The sequence below is a fragment of the Longicatena caecimuris genome, assembly GCF_018406465.1.
In the GTDB taxonomy this organism is placed as follows: Bacteria; Bacillota_I; Bacilli_A; order Erysipelotrichales; family Erysipelotrichaceae; genus Longicatena; species Longicatena caecimuris.
On the sequence record NZ_AP024510.1, the window covers coordinates 1,666,948 to 1,684,499 of the forward strand.

Here is a 17,552-nt window from a genome sequence, read left to right on the forward strand (position 1 = left end):
TTATGCCTCCTCTTTCAATAGATGCGGATCTTTTTTAGCAATTAATTTTTCATAAGCACCCGGATGCATCTTTTCAATACATTGAATACTAATTTTTAAAGCTTTGGTGTATTGTCCATTACGGAAACACAGATCGGCACGTGTCAGTTCTGAATCAATATCGGGATATGTCGATCGATAACGATTACCAAAGACAATGGCATTTTCTACCATCACTGCCATGCCAACTAAATTATTCACACTATTATATAAAGTATAAATATAATCAATGGCTTTACGCAACTCTGCATTCAAATGTTTTACATCTAACGGCGAATTATCCAAAATCACATGAATGTCCTTGATCATCACTTCCCCGCGATGCAAATCATCCTCATATTTTTTCGATACACTTGGTAAGCGATGTTTGCTCATTTTCACCCGGATCTCATTCAAAATCAACTGTAGTTTTACCATTTGTTTCTTCGCTCGTTCTTCATCACTGCAAGCTGTATCTAATTTTTGTTTCATTTCGCTTACTTCATTATGAAAAACAGCACTGCTTTGTTCCAATTCTTTATAAGCGATCAGAATAGAGGTATATGGCTCTTTCTGTTCCTGGATAACTAGCTGTAGTTTTCTTTGCATATCGTTTAATACAGCTAGCTTTGCATTGACCTCTTTTAAACGATCGGTCCAGTTCTCAAAGCCAAATCGTTCATATACACGATTATAGAGTTCCTCAATTCCCTCAACATCTGCATTCATGGTTTTTACACTATCAAAAAGAATGTCCAGGTTTTCATCTACCTCATCAAATGCTTTTTCTTCTTTGGTAATCTGCTCTTGCAATTGAATAATACGTTTTTCACAATCATTTAGATCTTCATTAACTCCATCTGGTTTCCCATTACGTAGACGATTTAAACTTTCTTTCAGCATATCGCTGACGAAGTCAAGATTTTTATGAACTTCTAAATGTTCCAGATAAACCCCTTTATTCTTTGCTTGTGCATATGCATAACCGACTTCATCGATTGCTCTAGGTAACACACCTTTTGCACGTTCATACATACCTGGAAGTATGTCTACCAAATCATTTAGATGAGCAATGTGCTCGCGAATTTCTTTTTGTTCATCAGCAGCTTTGTTGAATTCTGAAGCAAACATCCATTCTTCAAACGATGAAAACATCTTTTCTATGTTAGCAATTTCCATCTCCAGATATTCATACGACTGTGCATAAGATGCTCGGTTTTCTGAAATCTTTCGTTTGATCAAACGGAATTCATCTTTTAATCTATTAATATGTACACGCTGCTCGTTTTCCTGTTCTAATACCTCATCCAATGCTTTATTCACATTCGCTACACGTGATTCCAAAAGCGTCAATTCTTTATCTAAAGCCTCCATGCGATTTAAGGCTGTCTTTACCTTATGCACATAGATCAAATCATCTATTTCGGCCAGCTGCACACTGCTTTCTTTCAGTTTATCCTGAATTTCATCAAAGTCATTACGGCAACTATCTACCCCTTCCGCCATCAATTCATTGACTCTTGATAATGCAACTGCTTTATTTAATTTAAATGCCAAAGGTATGCCTTTTAAGTTGTTGTAACGAATCTCACAATCATCCAATTGCTTCTTAGCTTTCTTTTGGCGAATGACCATCATGATAATCGTCAAAATGATGATAGCGATGATAGCAGCAACGATCCAAATCAATATATCTAGTGATACGACATTTTTTATATTATTTATAAAATTCTCCATAAGGCACCTCTTTCATCCACATTCATTGCTTATATTGTATCATAATTCTGTAAAAATGAGAAAACAAAATTCATCGAGATCTAGAATTCTTATGGTAAATAATGCAAGGAACCATTTGACAACATTTCCACTTTCTGATACACTATAATGGCGTAAAATTGATAGCAGCATGCAAAGTCTTACACAAGCGCGTCTTTGACGTAATACATATACGGGATATCACGTAACTCGGCTGCCTAAGAGCGAAGATATCGTAAGCGAAGACACCAGGTAATGATGATTTGTACTGTTATTGTTTTATAGCCATAAAACAATAAGGAGGACATGAAATGTCAAGAGTAAAAGGACCAGTTTGGAAAACATCCCGTCGTTTGGGTTTCTCAATTCTGGAAACTGGAGAAGAACTTCAGAAACGTGCATACGCACCAGGTCAGCACGGACCTACGAAACGTGTAAAATTAACGAACTATGGTTTACAGTTGCGTGAAAAACAGAAAATCCGCTACATGTATGGATTAAATGAACGTCAGTTCCATAATCTGTTTGTTAAAGCTAGTAAAATGAAAGGTGTAACAGGTGAAAACTTCTTAAACCTGTTAGAATCTAGATTAGATAACTTAGTATATCGTTTAGGATTTGCCCGTACACGTCGCGCTGCTCGTCAGCTGGTTAACCACGGACACATTTTAGTAAACGGTAAGAAAGTTGATATTCCTAGCTTTATCGTAAAACCAGGAACAACGATCGAAGTTAAAGAAAAATCTAAGAACTTAGCAGCCATCAACGAAGCATTGGAAGCTTGCTTAAATACAGTAGCATTCGTAGACGTTGATAAAGATGCTAAAAAAGGTACTTACCTGCGCTTACCTGAACGTAGCGAACTGAACCAGGAAGTAAACGAACTGCTGGTAGTAGAATTCTACAACAGATAATGTTCATAAAAACCGGAGCAATCCGGTTTTTTTATTTATTAATAGTCTTATGTTATATATGAAGCCTATCAAAAAAAACATCTGCTATTATCTTATTAGATATTGCAGATGTTTTAACTTTCTTCTCTTTTTAAATGCCTAAGAAATAATGTCCATAAGCATCCGCTGCCAGAATAGCATCACAAACGGTTGCTGGTGTAACCTCAAATGGCATATTGTGTAATGTGTCATTTTCAGCACAAGCAGCTTCTGCCACGGCCATAATTTTTTCTTTCGTGACTTCGTGAACACCTAACTGCTGTAAAGTGACTGGCAAGCCTAATGCGATGCAGAATTCAATGATTTCCTGCAATTCCTGCGCATCAACATTTTCCAACACAAGTTGTGTGATGGTACCAAATGCCACTTTTTCCCCATGATACATTGCATGACATTCTTCTAATACTGTTAAGCCATTATGAATCGCATGGGCACCAGCCAAACCAGCACTTTCAAAGCCGATTCCAGATAATAATGTATTTGCTTCGATAATTTTTTCAACTGCTGGTGTACACGCTTTTGCCTCTAGTGCTATTTTTGCCTTAACACCCTCTTCCATCAGTGTATCAAAGCACAATCTTGCTAAGGCCATCGCTGCCTGTGTTGTCTTACCTCCTGCACAACTCATTGCATCACTTTGCTCACAAGCACGTGCCTCAAAATAAGTTGCTAAGGCATCTCCGATTCCTGCCATCGTTAAACGTACAGGAGATTGTACAATAATATCTGTATCCATTAAAACCATGTTTGGATTTGCTGGTAAAAACAGATATTCTTCAAAAACACCATCATCCGTATAAATAACAGATAAGGCGCTGCAAGGTGCATCTGTAGAAGCAATGGTAGGACAAATAAGCACAGGCGTTTTCTCATAATATGCCACAGCTTTTGCCGTATCAAATATTTTTCCTCCACCTACTCCAATGATGCAATCACATTTTGTTTCTTTCATGATATTGCATAAACGAGTGATTTCATTTTTGCTGCACTCCCCATGAAAAAAGTCAAAATGATATTCACAAGTACTCTTTGCAAAGCTATCTTCGATCATTTTACCAATACGTTTATAGCCGCCATCACTAATAAGAATCAAAGCCTTTTTCCCATACCCTTGCGTATAGCTTCCCAGTTTTTTCAGTTCCTTAGGTCCTTGCACATATTTACTAGGACTGATTAAGATTTTTGCCACGATAGAATCCTCCTTATTGTCTATACCTATCAATATTTTATATAGAGTAATAGAAATTGTCAATAATTGTCAGAATGTTATGATATTAATGTTGTCAATTAAAAAGAAAAGTGCAGCCATCAATGCTACACTTTTCCTAACATCAATTCATGTATTGGTAGTTAACACACCAAATCTTTTTTTAATGCCTCTTGCAGATTGCGGGCATGACGTACAGCTTCGTGATAATCAAGATTATTGCGGATTAATGGTGTTTCATTCATTAACAACAATTCTCTTGTCTCATCTTCAAAACATACTTGTACTGCCACATTGACTTTTTCATTGCCATTTCCTAAACTGCTACTAGCCGCATTTGCAATCGCGTTAGCAACTTCAACACCGCCAGACTTTAAGACAGGTGATATAATAACTTCAACTTTAGCCTTAGCCGGCAAGGAATGATGATTTTCTGACTTTGTAAAGAGTATTTCGTGCGAATCTGTTATTTTATAAAACAAATCTTTTTTCATTTTCCATACCTCCTTTTTACATAAGTCATCTCTTACTTCTATTATGCTCCATCTCTTGTAAAAGTCAATGACATGCAAATAGTTTTCTTATATGTTATTAAGCAAATGGATTTTTCCCTTTTTTGATATAGCAAACCAATGTGCGCTCATAGTTTGATACGCATTCTTATGAATTTAAAAAAGAGCAATACTATAATAATACTTAAAAAAACGGGACAAAAGCTGTTTAGCTTTGCCCCTCTCTTTGTATCAATGATACATATTCAGCAATAATATCATAAGATCGATGTTGCTGCCCATCATTACCTTCAAACGTATGCGATTGTATTCTTCCCTTCACTGCTACCGTGTCACCCTTTTGAGCAACCTCGGAAGTTGTTTGGGCAATTCCTTTCCATAACGTAACTGCCAAAGTGTCAACTTCATACACCCCTTCACTGTTAGGAAATGCTCTTCGTACATTAATCTCCATCACGGCGAATTTATTTCCCATCGCTGATTCACGAAGCTTTGGAGGTTCGACAATATTTCCCACAAAAGCCACTAGATTCATATAAATAATCTCCTTTCACAACATTTGTTGTCTCTTTATGGCTTACATTATGTCAAAGGATGCTCCTTTGTGCAATTTCACGTATTTGTATGAAATAAAGAAAAAAGATGAAATCAAGCTGATTATTTATACTCTTTCCAACCTATTTCATCTCTATTTTACAAATTTGGTTAAAGTTACTTGCTTTTTTCTGGCAATAACGTAACGATACTGCAATGTCCCTGCTTTAGCTTATTTGCTGCATCTTTAATATCTTTTTCATCAATAGCATCTAGAATATCCATTGAAGAAAAGAAATCTGTCTTGTCAAAGTAGCAACGAGCCGATGTAATGACAATATCATCAAAACTGTTTAAGCTTCGTATCGCTTGTCCAAAATAACGTCGTTTCAATTGCTGTAACACTTTTTTATCAATATCGCCAGATTCCATACGCTTTAATGTATCCTGTACAATTTCTTTAAATTTTTCTTGTTTTAATGTTTCGGCGTAAAACATAATCATTCCATAATCTTTTCCTAAGTCTACTTCACAGCCCACATAGTCATTAAAAATCTTATCATCTAACCATGTTTGAAAATCTGGATACAACGAACTGAAATAGGCATCGAGCAATATACGAATACACCATTCTTCCTTCATGCGTTGGGATACATCCTCTACACCATCTAACTTATAGGCGATGGATACCTTTGGCAACGTAACATCCATTGAAAATGTATAAGTCTCACGTGCTGGCTTTTCACTTTCATCAAATTCTAACCGTTTGATACCTGCCATTTTAGGGAATTTTTTACCACTCTGATTTTCGCGTATGATTTTCATTATATTCTCAGGATCTTCGCTGCAAACACCCACCAACACCATATTGCTAGGATGATAATTAATACGATAACATTCTTCTAACTGTTCTAAAGTAATGGATTGCACACTGTCATCATCACCGCCAATATCATAGCGTAGTGGATGATTTTTATACAAGGATGCATATGTTTCCATCAGCAAACGCGAATCGCTCATTTGTTTATACATATGGAGTTCTTGTATGATGATACCCTTCTCTTTCTCTACACTTTCTTCATCAATGGCAAGTTCTTGCACAAAATCAAGTAATAGTTTCAATGGTTCCTCGATTGCATTACTTGTGGTGAAATAATATGCCGTTTCTGTATAGGAGGTAAAAGCATTGACATTTGCCCCCATTGTTGAAAAAGCATCCATGACATCCCCATCTTTCATTTCGAACATCTTATGTTCAAGAAAATGAGCAATACCGGCAGGGAAATGATATTCTTTACCATTTTCATCAACCTGTTTCATATCCATGGCACCTAAAGGGGTTACCATCATAAACATGGATTTCACATAATCTTTTTTTTGCCAAAGGATAACATGCAGACCATTTTCTAAAGTTTCTTCAAAGCGCGTTTCTTGATAACGCTCATTCACAATTTTCTTCATCGTCATCCTCCTTTGTCACTACGACTCCCATCTTATACTCACAACGCTTCATGACTTCCATAACTTCCTCACGCGTTACCTTCTCTACCATATCCATCAAATCTGATACACTATAATCCCTTTGTAATAAAGCATTTTGATAAGCGAATGCCATCAAAGAATACATGCTATCCTCACTGGCTTTTAAAGAATTAATGACCATACGTTTACTGGTATTTAACAAATCTTCGCTAAAATCCCCCTCACAAACACGGTGGAATTGTGTTTGAATTAATTCCATTGTTTTATCGATATGTTCTTTCTCAATTCCTGTAGTCACTCCCATAGCACCATCATAGCTAATCAAGTTCGAAAAAATGGAATAACACAAGCTGCGTTTTTCACGAACTTCTTGAAAAAGTAAAGATGTTGAATATTGTCCAAACACAGCATTTGCCACACGTAATGCATAATATTTTTCATCGGTAATCGGGGTATGGGTAAACCAGGTCATCATGATGTAGCTTTGTGAAATATGTTTGGTTAATCGTTTAGTCTCACTCTTTCGCTCATTTTCAACACAATACCAGCTTTGCATTTGCGTATTACGCGGTGTGAAACGCAGTGTTTCTTTTACCAACTTTAAAATGCTATCTTCTTCTATGTCACCACAAACAAGAATATCGATTAAATCTTCTTTCATCATCTCTTGATAAATCTGTTGAATATCGGATAGTGTCAATTGTTCAACTTGCTCATAAGTTCCAAGCGCCGAGATTCCTAAAGGCGTTCCCTTGCCTGCCTCTTGTAAACCGCATGTAATAGCATATTGTGATGGATCATCTTGCATTCGTTTGATTTTTGCCAACAAGATTTCTTTGTTTTCATGAAACACCTCTTCTTTGAGCAACGGTGAGAAAATAACCTCATGGAGAAACGCAAAGGTATCTTCTAACAGGGTGTTTTCTTCATTTAGAAAAGATGGATTAATGATTTTTGAACGTAGTTCAATGATCTGACTTGCACCAAAACCGGCTGTTTGAGCTGTTAAAGTCGCACCATAAAGCTCATCCTGCATCTCACTCATCTTTAATTTTGTATCATATTTCTGACAGCGGTCTACCAACATGAGTGCCAGTAATGAGCGCTTTGCTGATTTACCATCTTGTAAGGTATTGCGAAAGCGCACACTGATGCCGATATCTTTAAACTTTGTAGTTGGAATAAATTGTACCTGAATGCCATTTGTTATTTGCATATCTTCTACCTCCGTAGTTATTAGTATGAACAATCAAATTATTTTTATATCATTATTGGCATATTATACCATATACAATACAAAAAAAGAACCGTCGGCAATAGCAGACGACGATTCTATCAGATTATTTTGACATTCTTTTTAACGTTTACCTGAATCATATATCTCACCAGATGCCTTAGGTCCTACGGAACTGCGGGCAAATAGCAATAAGGCGATAATTGTCAACAGATATGGCAAAGCAAAGAATACTTCACTAGGCAGCGATTTTAAGAAGGGAATCTGTCCAGAATAATCACTCAACACCTGTGAGAAACCAAAGAAGATACCGGCCCCTAAACAGCCAAATGGTTTCCACTTACCAAAAATCAAACATGCCATGGATATAAAACCAATTCCATGAATAGAGAATACGGTAAACTGAACATCCAATGACAGTACCATGATAGCACCTGCTAAACCACCTAAGCAACCGGAAATCAAGACACCGATATAGCGCATTTTTTCCACATGGATTCCCATGGAAGCACTGGCTTGCGGATACTCACCACAAGAGCGCAGATGCAGACCAAACTTTGTCTTAAATACAACGAACCAGGTAATGATTGCTAAAGCAATCGCTAAATAAAAGGTTGGAAATACATTTGTGAAGAATAATGGTCCAAGTACTGGTATATCCTTTAAAACGGGCACTGATATTCTTGAAAAGCTTTCAATGAATTGTTCAGAACGCTGTGCATTAAAGATAATCTGACATAGATAGACAGTAAGTCCTGTTGATAGCATATTTAATGCAGTACCAGAAATGGTTTGATCTGCTTTTAAACTTACAGATACAAAAGCATGTATTAAAGAATACAGACAACCTGCCAACAAACCGGCTAAAATACCAATCCAAGGTGCTAAACTACCAAAAGAACTTTCCAACAATAAAGAAACGGTAGCACCAAAGAAGGCTCCAACAAGCATAATGCCTTCCAATGCAATATTTACTATACCGCTTCGTTCAGAAAACAATCCACCTAGTGCACATATAACAATTGGAGTAGCGACACCAAGTGCCAAAGGAAACATCTGAAATAATAAGGTCATACACTCTTCTCTCCCTTCGGCTCTTTTGCGTCCTTTTTATGACGCAATTTCGATAACTTATCTAATATAATGCGAATGCCATACTGCATTGCCACAAATAATACGATAGCAGCTGATATAATCTCTCCGATTTCCTTAGGAATACCTACGGATTGTAAGATTGGCTGTGCCACCTTTAACAAACCGAACAATAAGCCAGCTAATACAACACCAATAGCATTGCAGGCACCCGTTAAGGCAACGGCAATACCATCAAAACCATAATTTTCAAAAGAAGATAATACACGTCCATAGTTAAAAGTTCCAAGGGAAATGATCGCACCGGCTAAGCCAGCCATTGCACCAGCAATCATCATAGAATAGACGATGTTACGCTCTACCTTCATACCGGCATAACGAGCACCTTCTTTATTAAATCCCGTAGCACGCAAGCCATATCCAAAGCTTGTTTTCTCAATGATAAACCAATATGCCAAAACAGCTAGGATGACAAAGAAAATACCTAGATTTAAACGCGAATGATTTGTCAAAGATTCAAAGAAAGAATTACTTAAGCTTGCTGATTCCGGTATCAAAGCTGTTCGTGACGTATCCGAGCCCGGAAGTTGAACATATACATAATTAGCTAAGTACATACCGATATAATTCATCATAATACAAATAACAACTTCATGAAGATTAAACTTACTCTTCAAGATTCCCGGCAAAAAGCCCCATGCAGCCCCCGCAAGTATGCCTGCCAATACAGAAACGAGCATATGAACAACAGGAATCTGTGGGAATAAGACGGCAGTTGCAATAGATGCGCAAGCTCCCACCATTAGCTGCCCTTCTGCACCGATATTAAACAAACCGGTACGATAAGCAAAGGCAACCGATAGTCCCGTTAAAATAATTGGCATACTAGCAACAATAAATTCACCGATATAACGCGGATTGATAGAGCCACCTTTGATTAAATCTAGACCACTGGCACCACGCACTAAACCATAAAACAAATAGAAAGGATCACGTCCTGTTAAGAGAAGGATAACAACTCCTAACAAAACACCAAACAGAATTGCCAGAAGTGATATTTTTAAAGCATCTTTATTTTTCATTCATCTTCACTTCCCTTCTTTGAACCTGACATATAAAGACCCAATTCCTTGTCATCCGTATCTTTTGCCAGCATTTCCCCATTTTTATGTCCGTCAAATAGAACAACAATACGATCGGAAAGATCCAGAACTTCATCTAACTCAAAAGATACTAGAAGAACGGCTTTTCCTGCATCACGCTCAGCGATGATTCTTTTATGTATGTATTCAATTGCCCCAACATCTAAACCACGCGTTGGTTGTACGACTAATAACAAATCAGGACTGCGCTCAATCTCACGGGCAATAATTGCTTTTTGCTGATTACCACCGGACATACTGCGTGTAAGGGAATCCTTGCCTTCACCGCTTCGCACATCAAATTCTTCAATCAGTTTATCCGCATACGCATCCATAACATCTTGTTGCATGATCATATTTTTACAATATGGCTTACGATCATATTCATGAATAATAAAGTTTTCTTTTAAATGGAAATCAAGTATGAGTCCATGCTTATGACGATCTTCTGGTATATGTCCCATTCCTTTATCAAAACGATCACGAATGCTTGTATGGGTAATATTTTCACCCTTTAAAAGAATTTCACCGCTCTCTACAGAGGTCAAACCGCTTAATGCATGCACAAGTTCTTCCTGTCCATTTCCATCAATACCAGCAATACCAACGATTTCCCCTGCCCGTACGCTTAAATTAAAATCCTTAAGTCCTAAGACGCCTTTACTATTTTTTACATTCAGATGTCTTGTTTCCAAAACTACCTCACCAGGAGCATGGGGTCCTTTTTCTACCTTAAAATTCACTTCACGACCGACCATCATTTCGGCCATTTGCTGTGTCGATGTTTCCGCAACATTGACCGTACCGATATATTTTCCACGACGCAATACACTGCACTCATCAGCAACTTGCTTGATTTCATTCAGCTTATGTGTGATAAGCAAAATACTTTTTCCTTCTTTAATCAGCTTTTGCATGATTTCCATCAAATCTTCAATTTCCTGTGGTGTTAATACAGCAGTAGGTTCATCAAAAATCAAAATGTTTGCATTGCGGTAGAGCATTTTTAATATTTCTACACGCTGTTGCATGCCAACCGTAATATCGGAAATTTTGGCATATGGATCAACATTTAAACCATACATCTTAGAAAATTCTTCGATTTTCTTCGCCGCTGATTTAATATCTACCATACCAAATTTGGTAGGTTCCATACCAAGGATGATATTTTCAGTAACTGTAAAGCATTCCACCAGTTTAAAATGCTGGTGCACCATACCAATGCCTAGCTGGGTTGCATCATTTGGATCATTGATCTTGACTTCTTTGCCATTTACCTTGATCGTCCCACTGGTTGGCTGATATAAGCCAAACAAAATGGACATCAGTGTGGATTTTCCCGCACCATTTTCACCAAGCAAAGCATGAATGCTCCCTTGCTTTAGGCGTACAGTCACATTGTCATTTGCACGAATACCAGGAAAATCTTTTGTGATATTCAGCAGTTCAACTGCATAAGTCATAGGTTTCCTCCTTTAGATTCATGAAAACAATATACGAAAATAATGTTTTCGTTATAGCAAATCATGCGTACTCATATCTTACAAAGGATTCACACACTCCATGTAGTAGGCGAGTTACGCAAATGATTGCTTATTACTGATTTATTATATCATATTTTTTATTAGGAAATATACAAAAACAGACAGGAAAAGAATAACTTTTTTATCTTTACGTTACTCTCTTTCATGCAAAAAAAGCCTCTCACAAGAGAGACTTTATCACATATGTAGAAATAATTAACCGTTGCTTCCTGGAGCAATCGTACGTTCTGCAGAAACTTTGATTTCACCAGATTTGATTTTAGCAGATGCATCTTCAACAGCTTTCTTGATGTCATCAGACAGGTTAGGGTTTTCATCAGGTAAACCTACACCATCATTTGAACTGTCATAAGTCTGCAAACCAGCTTTAAACTTGTTGTCCAATACAGATTTAGAAACAGCCTCTGTAACAGCATCTACACGTTTCAAAGCAGAAGTTAAAGTTACAGATTTATTTTCTTTCTTATCATAGATACCTGTGCTGAACTGATCGGAATCAACACCGATAACCCAAACTTTTTCACCTTTTTTAGCGCGGTCTTTGGCTGCAGCGAAGACACCGTTGCCAGTACCACCTGCTGCGTGATAAATAACCTTAGCGCCTGCAGAGTAATGTTTTTCAGCTAAAGATGTACCTTTTTCCGTTTTATCATAACCACCAGCATAATCTACATAAATCTTGATGTTTTTATCTACTGATTTAACACCTTGTTCAAAACCAGCCTGGAAAGCACGAATCAAATCAACATCTTCACCACCGATAAAGCCAACAGCATTTCCGCCTTCAGCCTTTGCCTGCATAGCTGCAGCTACACCAGCTAAATAAGAAGATTCTTCTGCTTTAAAGGTAGCACTCTGTACGTTTTCAGAATCAATCACCGTATCGATGACCAAGAATTTTGTATCTGGATTTGCTTTTGATACATTTGCCATTGCATCATTAAATTTATAACCAGCTGCAACAACTAAATCATAACCATCTTCTGATAACTGATTTAGGTTTGGTTCATAGTCAGCATCACCTTTTGATTGTAGATACTTGATGCAGTCCGTACTGATATTATTGTCTTTTGCGAACTTTTCAATACCTTTCCATGAACCCTCATTGAATGAGTGGTCATCAATACCACCGGTATCCGTAACAAAGCCGATTTTTACCGGACAGTCTTTCTTCTTGCTGTCACCATCGTCTTTGCTGCCGCAACCGGCAAGAGTTGTCGCAGCCATCATCGCGACCAAACTCAGTTTTGCAAATTTGTTCATAAGGTTCTCCTCCATTTATTTGACCTTCCTAATGGTCCTATCAAAAGTTTACAATTAATCTTATCTTTTGTCAAGAAATTAAGCCCTTACAAAGCCCTAGATTATGATAGAAGTCGTATTACCATTTTCCTCACAGATTTGCTTATACTGAGCCACGTACATTTGCGAAACCGTTGTATTTCCCAGCGCTTTCAAACCTTCTTCACGCACTCCATACTGGCGGTAGCGTATCAGCTTATATCGACTTTGCTGTTTCAAAAGCTCACTGACATAGCGTACTGTTTTCTCATTTTGTTCATCTTGATTAGGTAAAATCACCGTACGTACTTCTTCCAACTTCTGTGTATGTAATAAATACGCTAGATTTTTTAATACCATAGTATTGTCACAGCCGGTAAGATATTGATGAAATTTTGCATCAACTGCTTTGACATCCAACATGACCCCATCACAAACTGCCATCAGCTGAGGATATTGTGAAAAGTCGTAATACCCATTACTGTCAATCAAACATGTTAACCCAAGCTTTTTTACTTTTTTAAATAGGTCCAATAGGAAAGCCGCATGATTCATACACTCTCCTCCACTCACCGTGATTCCTCGCAGAAAAGCTTTTTTAGCTTTAATTTGCTCAACTAATTCTTCTACGCTCATATAGCGTATCTTAGGTGATGCTAAATGCGTACACGTATGAATACATGTATCACAATCTACGCATTTATCAGAATTCCACAAGACCTTTCCCGCTTCCAATGTCAAAGCGTTTGTTGGACAAGTTGTAACGCAGTCCCCGCAATGCATGCACATATGGATTGTTTCGGGATTATGGCAATACAGACAGGAGAAGGGACAGCTTTGAAAAAAGATGGCGCAGCGATTACCTGGGCCATCTACATTGGAAAAAGGAATGATCTTATTTACGGGCGCTTTCATCATATACACGACGATCCAGAGCGTTTGCTGTGTTACGTGCTCCCTGTCCAAACACGGTCACATTATTCAAACTTGCTTCTTGGCGGTCCAATTTTTCAATTTCACTTTTCTTTACCAGATATCCGGTCACGCGTACTACATCATTATCCGCATTATAGCCGGTAAAATAGCGCATACCTTGAGCAAAGGCTCCCTTGATGATATCCAATAATGCATCCGGTGTATTGTTCCATGTATCATCAAATTTAAAGATATCACCGATTCCGGATACAAAATACTTATGGAAATTGCACTCTACAGCGATATGATCACATAAATCCGGTTCACAGCCAATCGGGATACGAGCACCTGGTGAATTTTCGCGGCCATCACTGTCGATACCAACCTGTGCATGCAGCACATATTGGTTATGACAGCCTTCACAATACAGACCATGATGGTTTTTTACCATCGTTTCAATCGCATTCATGATTTCGACACCAAGTTGATGTGCTTTTTCATTATGTCCATAACCTTCCTTAGGATCTTTTATACCTAAAAGATGGTTGCAGCATTCTGCCAAGCCTACAACACCAAACATACCTGTGAAGTTTTCACGTTTAACAAAGCCTTCTTTTACCAAGAAATTAGCCTTGAAAAAGTTACTTTCCTCTACGATATAGCGAATACGATCGTCCATAAATTCTAACATCATGTTTACATAATATGGTAAGATATGCTCCATGAAATCAGCTTTATCTTTTGCCTTGCTAGCTACATTATATAAGCGTATTCTTGGCAGCGTATAACCGCCTCCACCGATCTTTAACGCATTGTAGCAACTGGCGATGCCATATTCTCCGATACCATCTTGTCGATACATGACATCATTAGCAAAGCTTGGTTTAGCTGTTGCCAGCATACAATCAATGCAGGCTTTCGCAAACTCATCGCTTGTCCGTTCTGGATCATACAATAAAGTAACATTTGGTATTGCTAACTGCATTTCTTTTGTTAGATCTAAGATGATTCTTGCCACACGACAATCTTCTGGTCCGATGTTGGCATGTACAAAAGAATCCGTCAACGTTTTATCGATATGCAGCAAAAACAGACGCAACGCTTTACGCGTTTCTTCTTCGTCCTTATCAAATGGAGTGAATAAATCAGCAAAGTTACCCAGATAGACAGGAAAAGAAGTAATGCTTGGAACATGTTTGTACATAATTAATAAAGCATTGGTAGCTTCCCAGATATCTGTCGGTGGCTGCAAGCCTAAAAATGCGCAACCTTCTTTCATCAACTTTTGATAATCCGGCAAGATATAGCGAGGGCGATAAGGTGCTCTTCCTTCTCCTAAATCACATAAAGTTTCTTCCTCCAATGCCTTTTTCATCTCCGGTTTTAAAGGTAATGAATCATCATCGTTTTCAGCCAATCTGGCTAATGCCAATAATTGTTGCTGATAAGTTAGTGTAGGGTCACTGATAATATCTTTTACTCTACTCATCAAAATCATCCTCCTCATAGCGTACAAGCACCTCACGCGGCTTAGAACCACGACTAGGTCCGATAACGCCTTGTTCCTCCAATACGTCGATCAACCGCGCAGCTCTGGCATAGCCAATACTGAACTTACGCTGTATCAATGATGTACTAGCCTTCCTAGTACTTATTATAAAAGATTTTACCTCTTCATACAAGGGATCTGCACTTTCCTGCGTAGCAGCATATTCACTATCTACAGCCTCTAAACGTAAAAAAGCATCCTCATATTTGGGTTTTCCTTGGGCACTGACAAAGTCACAAATGCTCTGTACCTCCGCATCACTTACAAACACACCTTGTACACGGGTAGGATTGGTCTCTCCCACCGGGATATATAACATATCTCCATAACCTAAGAGCTTTTCTGCACCCATCTGGTCCAGTATCGTTCGTGAATCCACAGCGCTAGATACCGCAAAAGCGATACGCGATGGAATATTGGCCTTAATGACACCAGTGATAACATCGACACTAGGGCGTTGTGTGGCTACGATCAAATGAATCCCGGCTGCGCGTGCCAACTGCGTAATACGTTGAATACTTGCTTCAACCTCTTTCGCTGCAACTAACATTAAATCAGCTAATTCATCTATGATGACAACGATCCACGGTAGTTTTTCTAAACCATCCTCAGGATGATTTTCAATATATGTATTATAGCCGGCAATGTTACGTACACCCGCCATAGCAAATAGTTCATAGCGTTTATCCATCATGGCCACAATTACCTTTAAGGCGCGATTTGCTTCCTCTCCATCGGTAATGACCGGACCTAACAGATGGGGAATTTGCTTATAAGGTGTAAACTCCACCTTTTTGGGATCTACTAATAGCAACTTGACCTCATCTGGTCTTGCACGCATTAATATAGAGGTAATGATAGAATTCACACATACACTTTTCCCGCTTCCGGTTGCTCCAGCAATTAACAAATGGGGCATCTTGTTGAGTTCTCCATATACACAGCTGCCCATGAGATCTTTTCCTAAGGCAAACAACATTTTTTTATCCTGGTACTTTTCCGGAACTGATTTCATCAATTCTTTCATGCTAACACTAGTTTTTTCCACATTGGGAATCTCGATGCCAACAGCACTTTTGCCAGGTATCGGTGCTTCAATTCGGATATCTTTTGCTGCTAGTGCCATTTTAATATCATATTGCAAATTGCTGATTTTATTGACACGCACGCCAAGATCCGGCTTTACTTCAAATTTAGTGACAGATGGTCCAATGTGCGTAGCCATTAAAGTAGCACGTACACCAAATTCATCTAAGATTTCAATCAACCGCTGGCCACTTTCATTTGCTGCCTTGATATTCGCAGTACTGCGGGCTTTTTTTCCTATATCATTTAACAAGGTCAGCTTAGGCAACTTATATTTTGACCAATCCTCTTTAAAACTACTTACGAATGTATCACTTTTTCCTATCGTTTCTTCAATGATTCGTTTATCTTCCTTTTGCTGTTGCACGGCTTTTGAAGCTGTACCAAAACCTATGACAACCTCATCCTCTTCCTCATGAGCATCCTGGCTTGACACAAGCGGTTCAAAAGCATCATTGCGACCATCCGTAATAATATCAAACTCATCATCCACATCTAAGAAAGACACCTGTCCTGGACGAACGCGTTCTTCCAAGTTGATCTTACCAAACATGCTTTCCTTAGCAGGTGTGGTATTTGCTTGTTCACTCGTCTTTTCGACCTTTTGTTCCTTTTTCAACGCTTTCTTATTTCGTCGCTGTTCACGTTTGGCTTGAGCATTTTCTTTCATTGAGGAAAAAGGCTTTTGGAATGCGGATGCCCCTTGCCGTAAATACGCAAATAAAGGCCCTGATATAAGCAAAATACAGCCTAAGACCACTAAAGCGATGATAATGATCTTAGTACCCGTATAATCCACCAAAAAAGTCGTGATGGACACAAGAAAAGCACCAATTAGTCCACCACCAATCTGTTCACCATGAAAAACTTGCGCACTGTTGCCAAGAAAATGGGATAGTATGTCCATCCCCGTTAGTTTTTCATCATTAGGCAAACTTGCCGCAATTAGCCATGCGCTCAGTAAAACGATGACCCCTGTTGTATATTTCAGAGGTACATCGCTAATATTTTTCTTAAGCATCCACATGAAGGAAAAAACAATGATAAGACCGTAAACGACACCATATAGATTTCCAGTCACATATTGGATAACACCTGTGATCAGATTGCCTAAAAAGCCAATTTCCAGACATCCGATAATGGATAAGGTAATGAGGACCAAAGCATAAATATAAACCAGAATTTCATTTTCAGCTGCCTGTTTTTTCTTTTGCGCTTTCTTTGTTTTCTTTTTTGCTGCCATACTGT

General features: G+C 38.2%; 14 protein-coding genes. 1 reads left to right on the forward strand and 13 read right to left on the reverse strand.

From position 1 onward, the window contains the following. Window positions 1-1,755, reverse strand: a complete 1,755-nt coding sequence (locus KJS44_RS07860) for a septation ring formation regulator EzrA (RefSeq protein WP_008688277.1) — start codon at window positions 1,753-1,755, stop codon at window positions 1-3. A 329-nt stretch (window positions 1,756-2,084) separates the two neighbouring features. On the opposite strand from KJS44_RS07860, the gene rpsD reads away from it, so the two are divergent. Further along, a complete protein-coding gene (rpsD, locus tag KJS44_RS07865; RefSeq protein WP_008688275.1) occupies window positions 2,085-2,687 on the forward strand; it encodes a 30S ribosomal protein S4 in 603 nt (200 codons plus the stop codon). A gap of 130 nt (window positions 2,688-2,817) precedes the next feature. Here rpsD and KJS44_RS07870 read toward each other — a convergent pair whose 3' ends face one another. From KJS44_RS07870 to KJS44_RS07925, 12 genes are all read right to left on the reverse strand, one after another. Further along, window positions 2,818-3,915, reverse strand: coding sequence for a glycerol dehydrogenase (locus KJS44_RS07870; protein WP_008688273.1), 1,098 nt, complete (start codon window positions 3,913-3,915; stop codon window positions 2,818-2,820). A 161-nt stretch (window positions 3,916-4,076) separates the two neighbouring features. Next, a complete protein-coding gene (locus tag KJS44_RS07875) occupies window positions 4,077-4,427 on the reverse strand; it encodes a hypothetical protein (protein WP_008688272.1) in 351 nt (116 codons plus the stop codon). A gap of 226 nt (window positions 4,428-4,653) precedes the next feature. After that, window positions 4,654-4,980: a single-stranded DNA-binding protein gene (locus tag KJS44_RS07880; protein ID WP_008688269.1), complete on the reverse strand. Its 327-nt coding sequence runs from the start codon at window positions 4,978-4,980 to the stop codon at window positions 4,654-4,656. Between the two features lie 176 nt (window positions 4,981-5,156). Further along, window positions 5,157-6,440, reverse strand: a complete 1,284-nt coding sequence (yfmH, locus tag KJS44_RS07885; protein WP_008688267.1) for an EF-P 5-aminopentanol modification-associated protein YfmH — start codon at window positions 6,438-6,440, stop codon at window positions 5,157-5,159. Next, window positions 6,421-7,677 (reverse strand): EF-P 5-aminopentanol modification-associated protein YfmF, encoded by a 1,257-nt coding sequence (gene yfmF / locus KJS44_RS07890; protein WP_008688264.1) that lies wholly within the window; start codon window positions 7,675-7,677, stop codon window positions 6,421-6,423. The genes yfmH and yfmF overlap by 20 nt, the downstream gene beginning before the upstream one ends. A gap of 141 nt (window positions 7,678-7,818) precedes the next feature. After that, window positions 7,819-8,769: an ABC transporter permease gene (locus KJS44_RS07895; protein ID WP_008688262.1), complete on the reverse strand. Its 951-nt coding sequence runs from the start codon at window positions 8,767-8,769 to the stop codon at window positions 7,819-7,821. Next, window positions 8,766-9,869 carry an ABC transporter permease gene (locus tag KJS44_RS07900; protein WP_008688260.1) on the reverse strand — a complete coding sequence of 368 codons (1,104 nt, stop codon included), beginning with the start codon at window positions 9,867-9,869 and terminating at the stop codon, window positions 8,766-8,768. The genes KJS44_RS07895 and KJS44_RS07900 overlap by 4 nt, the downstream gene beginning before the upstream one ends. Beyond that, window positions 9,866-11,392 carry an ABC transporter ATP-binding protein gene (locus KJS44_RS07905; protein ID WP_008688258.1) on the reverse strand — a complete coding sequence of 509 codons (1,527 nt, stop codon included), beginning with the start codon at window positions 11,390-11,392 and terminating at the stop codon, window positions 9,866-9,868. Before KJS44_RS07905 ends, KJS44_RS07900 begins: the two co-directional genes overlap by 4 nt. A gap of 276 nt (window positions 11,393-11,668) precedes the next feature. Beyond that, window positions 11,669-12,736 carry a BMP family lipoprotein gene (locus KJS44_RS07910; protein WP_008688256.1) on the reverse strand — a complete coding sequence of 356 codons (1,068 nt, stop codon included), beginning with the start codon at window positions 12,734-12,736 and terminating at the stop codon, window positions 11,669-11,671. Window positions 12,737-12,832: 96 nt separating this feature from the next. Beyond that, the gene (locus tag KJS44_RS07915) at window positions 12,833-13,672 is read right to left on the reverse strand and encodes a YjjW family glycine radical enzyme activase (protein WP_008688254.1); all 840 of its coding nucleotides are present in this window, start codon (window positions 13,670-13,672) and stop codon (window positions 12,833-12,835) included. Further along, a complete protein-coding gene (locus tag KJS44_RS07920) occupies window positions 13,650-15,158 on the reverse strand; it encodes a YjjI family glycine radical enzyme (protein WP_008688252.1) in 1,509 nt (502 codons plus the stop codon). The genes KJS44_RS07915 and KJS44_RS07920 overlap by 23 nt, the downstream gene beginning before the upstream one ends. After that, entirely contained in the window at window positions 15,151-17,547 is a 2,397-nt protein-coding gene (locus KJS44_RS07925) for a DNA translocase FtsK (RefSeq protein ID WP_008688250.1), read from the reverse strand. The genes KJS44_RS07920 and KJS44_RS07925 overlap by 8 nt, the downstream gene beginning before the upstream one ends. Between the last annotated feature and the right edge of the window lie 5 nt (window positions 17,548-17,552).